This is a genomic window from Micromonospora sp. NPDC005254 (assembly GCF_042872525.1).
Taxonomy (GTDB): domain Bacteria; phylum Actinomycetota; class Actinomycetes; order Mycobacteriales; family Micromonosporaceae; genus Micromonospora.
On the sequence record NZ_JBIAKM010000003.1, the window covers coordinates 601,774 to 613,848 of the forward strand.

The 12,075-nt window shown below is 71.7% G+C and carries 10 protein-coding genes; 7 read left to right on the forward strand and 3 right to left on the reverse strand.

Annotation, left to right across the window (positions count from 1 at the left end; all coding sequences use genetic code 11):
• Positions 1 to 191: 191 nt before the first annotated feature.
• Genes ACFYPR_RS12465 through ACFYPR_RS12485 form a run of 5 tightly spaced genes read left to right on the forward strand, consistent with a single transcriptional unit; the run spans position 192 to position 5,210 of the window.
• Positions 192 to 1,145, forward strand: coding sequence for a MurR/RpiR family transcriptional regulator (locus ACFYPR_RS12465; protein ID WP_354858390.1), 954 nt, complete (start codon positions 192 to 194; stop codon positions 1,143 to 1,145).
• On the forward strand, positions 1,142 to 1,891 hold the full coding sequence (locus ACFYPR_RS12470; protein WP_354858387.1) for an SIS domain-containing protein: 750 nt from the start codon (positions 1,142 to 1,144) through the stop codon (positions 1,889 to 1,891). Before ACFYPR_RS12465 ends, ACFYPR_RS12470 begins: the two co-directional genes overlap by 4 nt.
• A 26-nt stretch (positions 1,892 to 1,917) precedes the next feature.
• A complete protein-coding gene (gene ngcE / locus ACFYPR_RS12475) occupies positions 1,918 to 3,357 on the forward strand; it encodes an N-acetylglucosamine/diacetylchitobiose ABC transporter substrate-binding protein (protein ID WP_354858384.1) in 1,440 nt (479 codons plus the stop codon).
• Between the two features lie 18 nt (positions 3,358 to 3,375).
• Complete coding sequence (locus ACFYPR_RS12480) at positions 3,376 to 4,284, forward strand: sugar ABC transporter permease (protein WP_355067162.1); 909 nt, start codon at positions 3,376 to 3,378, stop codon at positions 4,282 to 4,284.
• Complete coding sequence (locus ACFYPR_RS12485) at positions 4,284 to 5,210, forward strand: carbohydrate ABC transporter permease (protein WP_354858380.1); 927 nt, start codon at positions 4,284 to 4,286, stop codon at positions 5,208 to 5,210. The genes ACFYPR_RS12480 and ACFYPR_RS12485 overlap by 1 nt, the downstream gene beginning before the upstream one ends.
• Positions 5,211 to 5,214: 4 nt before the next feature.
• On the opposite strand, the gene ACFYPR_RS12490 is transcribed toward ACFYPR_RS12485, so the two are convergent.
• Positions 5,215 to 6,912, reverse strand: a complete 1,698-nt coding sequence (locus ACFYPR_RS12490) for an ABC transporter ATP-binding protein (RefSeq protein ID WP_387260010.1) — start codon at positions 6,910 to 6,912, stop codon at positions 5,215 to 5,217.
• A gap of 50 nt (positions 6,913 to 6,962) precedes the next feature.
• The gene (locus ACFYPR_RS12495; RefSeq protein WP_387260013.1) at positions 6,963 to 8,696 is read right to left on the reverse strand and encodes an ABC transporter ATP-binding protein; all 1,734 of its coding nucleotides are present in this window, start codon (positions 8,694 to 8,696) and stop codon (positions 6,963 to 6,965) included.
• 99 nt (positions 8,697 to 8,795) lie between these two features.
• Between ACFYPR_RS12495 and ACFYPR_RS12500 the strand changes: the two genes are divergently transcribed.
• Positions 8,796 to 10,505 carry a bifunctional 3'-5' exonuclease/DNA polymerase gene (locus tag ACFYPR_RS12500; protein WP_387260016.1) on the forward strand — a complete coding sequence of 570 codons (1,710 nt, stop codon included), beginning with the start codon at positions 8,796 to 8,798 and terminating at the stop codon, positions 10,503 to 10,505.
• Positions 10,506 to 10,875: 370 nt separating this feature from the next.
• Complete coding sequence (locus tag ACFYPR_RS12505) at positions 10,876 to 11,469, forward strand: NTP transferase domain-containing protein (protein ID WP_354858441.1); 594 nt, start codon at positions 10,876 to 10,878, stop codon at positions 11,467 to 11,469.
• 158 nt (positions 11,470 to 11,627) lie between these two features.
• Here ACFYPR_RS12505 and ACFYPR_RS12510 read toward each other — a convergent pair whose 3' ends face one another.
• A complete protein-coding gene (locus ACFYPR_RS12510; protein ID WP_354858377.1) occupies positions 11,628 to 12,005 on the reverse strand; it encodes a hypothetical protein in 378 nt (125 codons plus the stop codon).
• Between the last annotated feature and the right edge of the window lie 70 nt (positions 12,006 to 12,075).

Genomic DNA, 12,075 nt, shown 5'->3' on the forward strand with positions numbered 1-12,075 from the left:
TTGCGCTGCGCGGTGCTGGGCCTGTTCATGCTGGTCGGCGCCGCCGCGGAGGGCAACTTCGGGCCGGCGCGGAGGGCTGTGCGCCAGGTAACAGTTTGAAAACTTCGCCCACAGTCTTGACACAGAGGGCCGTTCAGTAAGAACTTTTACCACTAACAGTTAACAGTCTTTTCGGAAAGGTGAGGCGACCCATGGTTGATCACGAGGTGGACACCGTCGCGGGGACCGCGGTGGTCGACGCCCACGTGACCGACCGGAGGAACTCACCCTCCGACGGGGTGCTGGCCCGGGTGCGCAACGGGCTCGCCGAGCTGACCGGCGCGCTGCGCCGCGTCGCCGAGCACGTCCTCAGCGACCCGGAGGCCGCCGCGCGCTCCACCATTGTGGAGCTTGCCGAGCGCAGTGGCACCTCGCCGGCGACCATCACCCGCTTCTGCCGGGCGATGGGCTTCGAGGGGTACGCCGACCTGCGGCTGGGCATCGCCGCTGAGACCGGCCGGGCCCGCCTGGCCGGCTGGACCGTCGACATCGGCCGCGAGATCCAGCCCACCGACCCCCTCGCGCGGGTGCTCGACCAGATCATGGCGGCCGACACCCGGGCCATGCACGACACCGCCGCGCTGCTCGACCTCGGCGAGGTGGAACGCGCCGCGGTGGCCATCGCCGGCGCCAGCCGGGTGAACATCTTCGGCGCCAGCGGCAGCGCCCTGGTCGGCGAGGAGATGCAGTTCAGCCTGCACCGCATCGGGGTGGCCGCCTGGGCCTGGAGCGACGTGCACGAGGGGCTGGCCAGTGCCGCGCTGCTCGGCGTCGGCGACGTCGCGCTCGGCATCTCGCACACCGGCCAGACCCGCGAGACGATCGAGATGCTCGCCGAGGCGGGCAGCCGGGGCGCCACCACTCTCGCCCTCACCGGTTTTCCCCGCTCACCGCTGGCCGAGCTGGCCGACATCGTGCTGCTCACCGCCAGCCAGGCCACCACCTTCCGGCCGGACGCCCTCTCCGCCCGCCACCCGCAACTGGTGGTGCTCGACCTGCTCTACATCGCCGTCGCCCAGCGCACCCACGACCGCGCCCACGCGGCCTTCCGGCGCACCGCGCAGGCCGTCGACGGGCACAAGGCCGCGAAAGGGGCCCTCTCATGATCAGTGCCCAGGGGTACGCGGACGCCGTCCGCCCGGTGCTCGACCGCCTGCTCGACTCGGAGGCCGACGGGATCACCCGGGCCGCCGACCTGATCGCCGACAGCCTGCGCGCCGGCGGCGTGCTCCAGGCGTTCGGCGCCGGGCACTCCGAGGCGTTCGCCGCCGAGCTGGTCGCCCGCGCCGGTGGGCTGGTCCCCACCAACCGGCTCTCGGTACGGGACCTGGTGGTGCACGGCGACGCCCCGCGCGACGTGCTCGCCGACCCCAAGCTGGAACGCGACCCCTCCATCGCCCACCAGATCTACGCCCTCGCGGCGCCCCAGCCGCGCGACGTGTTCGTGGTGGCGTCCCAGTCCGGCATCAACGGCTCGGTGGTCGAGCTGGCGGCGCTGGTCACCGAGCGCGGTCACCCGTTGATCGCGGTCACCTCGGTCGAGCACACCGCGCGGGTGGCGCCACGGCACCCGTCCGGTCAACGGCTCGCCGACCTCGCCGACGTCGTGCTGGACAATGGCGCGCCGTACGGTGACGCACTGCTGCCGCTCGAGGGCGGCGGCGCGGTCTGTGCGGTCTCCTCGGTCACCACCGCGCTGCTGGCGCAGTTGCTGACCGCTGAGGTCGTACGACGGTTCCATCAGGCCGGGGAGGTACCCCCTATCTACCTCTCCGCCAACGTCCCCGGCGGGGACGAGCACAACAACGCCCTCGAGTCGCGGTACGCCGGGCGTCTCCGGCGCACCGCCTGACCCGAATTCCACAAGGAGAGACGACGATGTCGATTACCCCCGAGCACCCGGCCGCACTCGACCGTCGCACGGTGCTGCGTCGCGCCGCCGCCGTGGGCATGCTCGCCACTCCGGCCATCGGCCTGCTCAGCGCCTGCGCGACGAGCAGCGGCGGTGACAAGGACAACGAGAAGGCCGCCGAAGGCACCAAGAGCGCGACCAACCCGCTGGGCGTCAAGGAGGACGCCCCCATCGAGGTGATCATCTTCAACGGCGGCTACGGCGAGAAGTACGCCACCGACGTGCACGAGCCGCTCTACAAGAAGGCGTTCCCCAAGGCGGAGATCAAGCACCAGTCCACGCAGGCCATCTCCACCGTGCTCCAGCCGCGGTTCGCGTCCGGCAACCCGCCGGAGTTCGTGAACAACTCGGGCGAGAAGCTGATGGACTTCGGCGCGCTGGTCGCCGACGGTCAGCTCCAGGACCTCACCGAGCTGTGGGACGCCCCGTCGGTCGACGACCCGGCCAAGAAGGTCCGCGACACCGTGGTGCCGGGCACCGTCGAGGCGGGCTCGTTCAACGGCAAGCCGTACGTGCTGTACTACGTCTCCACCGTCTTCGGCATCTGGTACTCGGCTAAGCTGTTCAAGGACAACGGCTGGGCGCCGGCGAAGACCTGGGACGACTTCATCAAGCTGCTCACCGCCATCAAGGCCAAGGGCATCACGCCGTACGGCTACGCCGGGGCGAACGCGGCGTACTACCAGTGGAACGTGATCCTCACCCAGGCCGCCAAGATCGGTGGCGTGGAGGTGCTGAAGAACATCGACAACCTGGAGGACGGCGCCTGGAAGCAGGACGCGGTCAAGCAGGCGGCCACGGCGTGGGCCGAGGTCGGGGCGAAGTTCAGCGACAAGAGCTTCGAGGGGCTCAAGCACACCGACGTGCAGCTGCGGCAGAATCAGTACAAGGTGGCCCTGTACCCCAGCGGTGACTGGCTGGAGGGCGAGCAGAAGCAGGACACCCCGGCCGGCTTCGACTACCAGCTCATGCCGGTGCCGAGCCTCACCGCGTCGGACAAGCTGCCGGCCACCGCGCTGCGGGCCACCGCGGGCGAGGGCTACTTCGTCTCGGCGAAGAGCAAGAACCCCAAGGGCGGCCTGGAGTACATGCGCCAGATGCTGTCCACGGCGGGCGCGAAGGGCTTCACCGAGGTGGTCAAGGCCCCGACCGTGGTCACCGCCGGCTCGGAGGGCTTCGCCTTCCCGCCCGGTGTGGCCAGCTCGCAGGCCGCGCTCAAGGCGGCCGGGCAGGACGTGTTCAACCTGTACTTCGACGGCTGGTACAAGGAGCTCGACACCGAGGCGCGCAGCGCCACGAACGAGCTGATGTTCGGCCGGATCAACGCGGACGCCTTCGTGGAGCGGATCCAGAAGCGCGCCGACGCGATCAAGAAGGACAGCTCGGTCGCCAAGTTCAAGCGCTGATCGATCGGAGCTAGGGTCATGCGGCACGGCAAGTATCCATTCGTGATCGGGTTCCTGTTCGCCCCGGTCGCGCTGTACGTGACATTCGTGATCTGGCCGTACGCCCAGGCGTTCCAGATCTCGATGACCAACTGGCGAGGGCTCTCCGCCCCGCAGTGGGTGGGCTTCGACAACTACCGGAAGCTGCTCGACGACGGCGCCTTCTGGAAGGCGGTCCAGCACCACGGCGTACTGCTGCTTGCCCTGCCGCTGATCACCATCGCCATCGCATTGTTCTTCGCCTTCCTGCTCAACGTGGGTGGCAAGAGCAGTGGCGGGCAACGCCAGGGGGTCTGGGGGGCGAAGTTCTACCGGGTGGTGTTCTTCTTCCCCCAGGTCCTGGCGGTGGCGATCATCGCGGTGCTGTTCCAGATGGTCTACCGGCCGAACGAGTCGGGTCTGATCAACGGCGTGCTGATGAAGCTCGGCCTGGATCCGATCCTCTTCCTGGTCAAGCCGAACCTGGCCCTCTGGTCGATCCTCGCGGTGCTGGTCTGGCAGGCCGTCGGCTTCTACGTGGTGCTCTTCTCGGCCGGGATGGCCTCCATCCCGGGCGAGATCTACGAGGCCGCGGAGATGGACGGGGCGACCAGGGTGACGCTGTTCTTCCGGGTCACCCTGCCCCTGCTCTGGGACACCCTCCAGGTCGCGTGGGTCTATCTGGGCATCGCGGCGTTCGACGCGTTCGCCATCGTGGCCGTGCTCTCGGTCGACGGTGGTGGCCCGGACGGCGCCACCACCGTGCTGGCCATGGAGATCTACCGCAACGCGTTCGTCTACTCGAAGTACGGTTACGCCTCCGCGATGGGCGTGGCGCTGTTCTTCCTCACCCTCACGTTCGCGGCGCTGACGCTGCGGCTCACCAAGCGGGAAAGCGTGGAGTACTGATGAACCCGCAGTCGACGCTGCCGCCGACGCCGGCGGCCCTACCGCCGAAGACCGGCGACCCGTCGCCCTCCGGCCGACGCGGCAAGGGCCCCCGCTCGGAGGTGCGGCTCTTCGCCGGCCTGGGACACATCGCGCTCGCCGTGTGGGCGGTGATCGTGATCGTGCCGATCCTCTGGACCTTCCTCGCCGCGTTCAAGAACACCAGCGAGATCTTCAGCAGCCCGTGGACGCTCCCGGCGGAGCTGCGGTGGGAGAACTTCGGCCGGGCGTGGACCAAGGCGCACGTCGGCCGGTACTTCCTCAACAGCGTCCTCGTGGTCTCGTGCAGCACCTTCGGCACCATGCTGCTCGGCTCGATGGCGGCGTACGTGCTGGCGCGGTACCGGTTCTGGGGCAACCGGGCGATCTACTACCTGTTCGTCTCGGGGCTGGCGTTCCCGGTCTTCCTGGCCCTGGTGCCGCTCTTCTTCGTGGTGAAGCAGTTGGGCATGCTGGACACCTACCAGGGCGTGGTGCTGGTCTACATCGCGTACTCGCTGCCGTTCACGATCTTCTTCCTGGCCGCGTTCTTCAAGACGCTGCCGAGTTCGGTGGCCGAGGCGGGGATGATCGACGGCTGCGGGCACACCCGGCTGTTCTTCAAGGTCATGATGCCGATGGCGAAGCCGGGTCTGATCAGCGTGGCGATCTTCAACATCATCGGGCAGTGGGCGCAGTACCAGCTCCCGTTGGTGCTGCTCTCCAACGCCAAGGACAAGTGGGTGCTCACCCAGGGCATCGCCGACATCTCGGTCAACGCCGGCTACGAGGCGGACTGGTCCGGGTTGTTCGCCGCGCTGACCATCGCCATCCTCCCGATGATCATCGTGTACGCGGTCTTCCAGCGTCAGATCCAGGCCGGCCTCACCTCCGGCGCGGTCAAGTAGGCCGTCACCTCTGGCGCTCGTCGGCGTGGGCGTGCCACGAGCGCCAGAGGGCGGCGTACGCCCCGCCGGCCGCGACGAGGTCGTCGTGACTGCCGATCTCGGTGATCCGGCCGTCCGCCAGGACGGCCACCCGGTCGGCGTCGTGGGCGGTGTTGAGCCGGTGCGCGATGGCGATGACGGTCCGCCCGACGAGCACGGCGGCCAGGGCCCGCTCGGTCCGCCGAGCGGTGCTCGGGTCGAGCGCCGCGGTCGCCTCGTCCAGGATCAGCGTGTGCGGGTCGGCGAGCAGCAGGCGGGCCAGCGCCAGTTGCTGGGCCTCGGCCGCGCCGAGCTGCCGGGCGCCGTCGCCGAGCGCGGTGTCCAGACCCTCGGGTAGCTCGTCGTACCAGTCGGCGCCCACAGTGGCCAGCGCGGCGCGCATCTGCTCGTCCGAGGCGTCCGGCGCGGCGAACGCGAGGTTGTCGCGTACCGAGCCGATGAAGACGTGGTGCTCCTGGGTGACCAGGGCGATCCGCCGCCGGCGTTCGGCCGGGTCCAGGTCGGTGACCGGGCAGCCGCCGATGCTGACGACGCCCCGTCGTGGCGCGTCGATGCCGGCCAGCAGCCGGGCCAGGGTCGACTTGCCGGCGCCCGACGGGCCGACGACCGCCAGCCGTTCGCCGGGCCGCACCTCCAGGTCGATGCCGTGCAGCACGTCGTGCCCCTCGGCGTACGAGAACCGCGCCTCGCGCACGACGAGCCGCTCACCCCGCGAGGTGGCCGTGGTCCCCGGCGGCTCCGGTGGGACCAGCCCGACGCCGAGCACCCGGGCGTACGACGCGAAGCCGCGCTGCGCCTGCTCCGTCCACTGCAACAGCCGGTCCAGCGGGTCGATGGCCTGCTGGAGGTAGAGCGCGGCGGCGACCACCGCGCCGAGCGAGACCCGGTCGGCGGCGAACAGGTAGCCGCCGACGAGCAGGACCATGGCGACGGGCAGCGGATAGCTGGCCTCCACCACCGAGAAGAACACGGTCCGCAGCGCGAGGGTCGCCCGGCGGGCCTGCCACACCCGGGTGACGCGGGTGGTGCCGTGCCGGATCCGGTCGTCGGCCAGCCGCAGCGCCTCGACCGTGCGGGCCCCCTCGGCGGTGGTGGTCAACGCCTCGGTCAACTCGGCCGCCTGGGCACCCTCGGTGAGGTACGCGGAGCTGGCCCGACGCAGGTACCACCGGGTCACCGCCACGATCGACGGCAGCCCGGCCAGCGCCGCGACCCCGAGCAGGGGATGCAGCAGGAAGACCGCCCCGAACAGCAACGTCAGCTGCACCGAGGCGATGACGATGGTGGGCACCACGTCCCGGACGGTGGTCCCGACCGTCGCCACGTCGACCGAGCTGCGAGTGGCCAGGTCCCCGGAGCCGGCGCGCTCGACGACCGAGACCGGCAGCCCGAGGGTCCGGGAGACGAACTCCTCGCGCAGCTCGGCGACGGCCCGTTCACCGAAGCGGTGGCCGGCGTACTGGGCGTAGCGGGAGAGCAGGGCGCTGACCAGGACACAGCCGGCGATCGCCAGTGCCAGCCGGTCCACTGTGGCCAGGCCGGCGCCGGCGGTGACCCGGTCGACGATGGCGCCCAGCAGCCAGGGCGGGGCGAGGCCGGCGACCGCGGCGGCGCTGTGCAGCGCCAGCACGACGCCGACGGCCCGGCGATGCCGGCTGATCATGTCCCGGAGGGCACGGCGTACGGTGCCGCGGTCCGCGATCGGCAGCCGGGTCACCGGTACGCCTCCTCGGCGTCGGCGGGCCGCTCGGCCGCCGGATCGTCGCTGCCCCGGGCCACCAGGTGCCGGTAGCCCGGGTCGTGGTCGAGCAGGTTCTCGTGGGTGCCGGTGGCGGTGATCCGGCCTCCGCTCAGGTGCGCGACCACATCGGCGCGGCCGAGCAGCAGCGGCGACGTGGCGAGCACCACGGTGGTCAGCCCCGCCCGAGCGGTCCGCAGCCGCTCGGCGATGCGCGCCTCGGTGTGCGCGTCCACGGCCGAGGTCGGGTCCACGAGGATCAGCACCTCCGGCTCGGCGAGCAGCGCCCGGGCCAGGCGTACCCGTTGGCGTTGCCCGCCGGAGAGCGTCCGGGCCCGGGCGTCCAGCGGGGTGTCCAGCCCGGCCGGGAGGGCGTCGACGATGTCGTCGGCCGACGCGGTCCGCAGGGCGGCGCCGAGCCGTTCGTCGTCGGTCCCGGGGCGCAGGACGTCGCGCAGCGTCCCGGCGAAGAGGTACGAGTCGTGGTCGGCGACCAGGATCCGGGCACGGACCTCGTCCAGGGCGACCCGGGTCAGCGGTAGGCCACCCCAGGTGGTGTCGCTGACGACGTACCGGCCCAGCCGGTCGGCCAGCGCCACGGCCGCCGCCGGGTCGTCGGCGGCCACCGCGGTCAGCCGGCCGGCGCGTACGGTCAGCCCGGTCACCGGGTCGTGCAGGTCGGCGGGGCCGTTCGGCGCGACCACCGCGTGCGGGTGGCGCGCGTCGGGGACGGCGGACGGCCACCGGCGACCCGGCCCGCCGACGTCGTCCGGGGTGAGCCGGAGCAGGTCGGTGATCCGCCGGGCGGCGACCCGACCCCGGATCAGCTGGTGGCTGCCCTCCAGGAGAAACCAGACCGGCACGATCAGGCTCGCGACGATGCCGTAGACGGCGACGAGTTCACCGACGCTGACGGTGCCGCTGACCACCATCCGGGCCGTGAGCCACACCACCGCCGCCAGGAACAGGCCGGGGATGGCGACGGTCGCCGCGTCGATCCAGCTGACGACCGCGCCGACGCGGTAGCCCTCGGCGCGCAGGTCCGCAGAGCGGGCCGCGTACCGTCGGGCGAAGAGATCCCGGCCGCCCACCCCGGCCAGCACGCGCAGCCCGGCCACGATGTCGCCGGACCGGGCGGTGAGCGCGCCCTGCTGCCTCCGGTAGATCGACTCCGCCCGTTCCAGTCGGCGCAGCAGCGGCCCGACGACCAGCGCGACCGCCGGCATACCCACCAGCACGCAGAGCGCGAGCAGCGGGGAGATCGACCAGAGCACCACGGCGATGACCCCGTACGCGACGATCGCGCCGACCCCCGGCCCGGTCAGTGTCAGCACCTGCGCCGACCAGTCGATGTCGGAACCGCCCACGGTGGCGACCTCACCGGCGGCGGAACGGCGGGGCAGCGCAGCGCCGACCCGGGACAGCTGACGCAGCAGCACCTCCGCCGAGCGGGCCTTGGCGTCCTCCCGGATGAAGGTCATCGTGCGGTGTCGCATGATGCCCAGGTACGACAACGCCACCCCCGCCACGACGATCGCCACGACCCACAGGGCCAGGGCGCGGCCGTCGCGGGCGCGCAGGCCGTCGTCGACGGCGCGGGCGATCAGGTAGGGCCGGGCCGAGAGCCCGACCATCCAGGCCGTGCCGAGCAGGCTGCCGCGCAGCACCCGCCAGGGCTGGCACCGGACCAGCCACCACAGGTACCGCATCGGACCGCGGGTGTCGGGGGTGCCGGGGTCGGAGTGTGGGATCTGGGGAGGCACCTGGCCACGCTATCGAGCACCGGGCCGACGCACCGACCCGTTTTCCTGTCGGAGGGGGAAGGCAGAATCACATTCGTGCTGGTGGCGGTGGTGGCGGGCGAACGCGGTGGGGGAGAGCTGCGTCCGCTCGACGCCGCCGGCCGACCCGTCGGCCCGATCGAGACCGTCAGCGACCTCGCGGCCGCGATGGCCGCACGGGAGGCGGCCGAGCACCCACGGTGGGTCTGGGCCACCGCGGGCGCGATCTACCCGGCGCTGTTGCGGGCCGGGGTGCGCGTCGAGCGGTGCCACGACGTGGAGTTGACCGAGGCCCTGTTGCTCGGGCAGGCCGGCCGTTGGGGTGAGCCCCGCTCGCTGGCCGCCGCCTGGGCCCGCCTGACCGGCGCTCCGGTGCCGGCCGACCCGCCGCCGCGCGCCGCCGCGCCGCCCGGGCACGGCCAGGGTGCGCTCTTCGACACGCTGCCCGGTCCGCCGGGGCCGGGCATCGAGGCACTGACCCGGGTGTACGCCGACCAGCTCGCCCGGGTCGCCACCACCGAGCACCCGGGCCGGTTCCGGCTGCTGGTGGCCGCCGAGTCGGCTGGCGCGTTGATCGCGGTGGAGATGGGCGTCGCCGGGCTGCCCTGGCGGGCCGAGGTGCACGACGCGATCCTCGCCGAGCTGCTGGGGGAGCCGTCCCCGGTCGGCGGGCCGCCGCGCCGGTTGGCCGAGTTGGCGGCCCGGATCGCCGACGCGTTCGGCGTCCGCCAGCTGCACGCCGACTCCCCGGCCGAGCTGCTCAAGGCGTTCGCCCGGGCCGGGGTGGAGCTGCCCAACACCCGGGCCTGGGTGTTGCGCGGGGTGGACCATCCGGCGGTGCCCCTGGTGCTGGAATACAAGGAGCTGTACCGGATCTGGACGGCGCACGGCTGGTCCTGGCGTGAGCAGTGGGTGCGCGACGGGCGGTTCCAGCCGGAGTACGTGCCGGGCGGGGTGGTCTCCGGCCGCTGGGCGACCCGGGGCGGTGGCGCGTTGCAGATCCCCAAGGTGATCCGCCGGGCGGTGGTGGCCGACCCGGGCTGGCGGCTGGTGGTCGCCGACGCCGGCCAGTTGGAGCCCCGCGTCCTGGCGGCGGTCTCCGGCGACGCGCGGCTGGCGGCGGCGGGCGGCGCCGGTGACCTGTACGCCGCGCTCGCCCGGGACTCGTTCGGTGGTGACCGTCCCCGGGCCAAGGTGGCCCTGCTCGGGGCCATGTACGGGCAGACCGGCGGTGCGGCGGTGCCCGCGCTGGCGGTGCTCAAACGCAGCTACCCGACGGCGTTCGGCTACGTCGAGGCGGCGGCGCGCACCGGCGAGGCGGGCGGGTTGGTGCGCTCGTGGCTGGGGCGCACCTGCCCACCCGGCTCGGTCGGCCTCGGTGACCCCGACGAGGGGCCGACCGATCCGGACGCCGCGGCCGATCGGCAGAGCCCTCGGGCGCGAGCCGCCCGGTCCCGGGGGCGCTTCACCCGTAACTTCGTCATCCAGGCCACCGCCGCGGAGTGGGCCTCGACGCTGCTGGCCACACTGCGCACCGAGTTGTCCGGCACCGACACCGAGCTGGTCTTCTTCCAGCACGACGAGGTGATGGCGCACTGTCCGGCCGAGCAGGCCGAGGCCGTGGCGGCGGCGGTGAGCCGGGCGGGTGAGCGGGCCACCGCGCTGCTGTTCGGTGACACCCCGGTGCGCTTTCCCCTGGATCTGTCCATCGTCGACTGCTACGCCGACGCGGCCTGACCGGCTCGCACTGCGTGGCCGGTTCGGCGAGCGTGGCCGGTTCGGCGGAGGTCATCGCGCGCGATGATCGACTCCACATCGCCGATGTGGCGGCATCCAGGCACCTGGATACCCCCAGGTGGGCGACGTGGAGTCGATCGTCCACCCGGGGTGCGCCCGTCGGTCGCCGGGCCGTCCGGTGCTGCGGCGGTCGCGGAGTACGCCATCGCAGGCCTCGCCGTCGGTGGTCCGGTGCGTAACGGTTGCACTATTTTCCCTTTTCGCCCCGCCACTCATGCGCGGCCCTCCTCGTTGCAGTGTCCGTAGGAGGGGGCCGGCCGTCACGGTCGATCCCGTGCTTGAGGGGGCGCAGCTGAACCGGATCGCAGGAATGATCATCGCCGCAGGTGGGGGACGCCGCATCGGCGGTCCCGAGGCGCTGCTGCACCAGGGAGAAAAGCCCCTGGTCAACCAGATGATCGACACGATGACCGAGGCGGGCTGCGAGCAGATCGTGGTCGTGCTGGGGGCCGCCGCGGACCAGGTCCGGGAGACCACCGACCTGGGCAAGGCGACCGTTGTGATCAACAAGGCGTGGGGCACCGGGGTCGGCTCGTCCATCCGCGCCGGTCTGGCCGCCATGGACGACGCGGGGATCGAGGCGGTGGTGGTGGTGCCCGTCGACATGCCGGGCCTGACCGCCGCGGCGGTCCGCCGGGTGGCCGCGCTGCCGTACCCGGATGTGCTGGTCTGCGCCACCTACGACGGGCTGCGCGGGTACCCGATGCTGTTCGGCCGCCGGCACTGGCCCGGCATCGCGACCCTGGCCAGCGCCGACGTGGGGGCCCGGCCGTACCTGTTGGCGCACAAGGACCAGATCGTCGACATCGCCTGCGACTCGGTGGCCGACGGCAGCCGGGTCGACAGCCCGGAGCTGATGGCGCTCTACGGGCTCACCGTCCCGCCGCAGCGCGTCGGCGTCTAACAGATCACCACCCCGCCCCGCGCCGATCTTGTAGTTTCGGTTGTTGGAATGCGTTGAATGGGCAGAGTCGGCGCCGCCAGCGACAACGCCGCCATGGAATCCTTCTTCGGACTTCTGCCGAACAACGGAGCAATTGTCAAGACCTGTGGATGGATCGCTCAGGGGACGTAGACGAGGTGCACGCGGTAGCGGTATCCGGGCCCGTGCTCGAAGACGTGGACATCGAGGACCAGGTCGCTCCTGCCTTCTTCTTCGGTCCAGAGGTCGACCAAGCAGCGCCAGTGATCGCCGTACCACAGTGCAACGGACGTGTTCCAGGATTCGTCTGGTGGGGTGATCAGCGTGACCGCGCCGTAGTCGTCGACCGCCTGGAGGCATTGTTGCGAGATTTCGGGCGGAACTGGCTCTACTGACGGCAGAGCTGCGCCGATAACGGCGTCTCGTCGCACCAGCGAGTCCACGACCGCCTTGAGCGCCGGCCGCCAGACCTCTGGAATGGGAACCTCGAGCGAGGCATCCTTCACCGGATCGCCCACCTGTGCCTCCTCTGCGATGCCCACGGATGATTGAGTGATCTTGGTTAGGCTGCGGTACGGACCTTGGCTG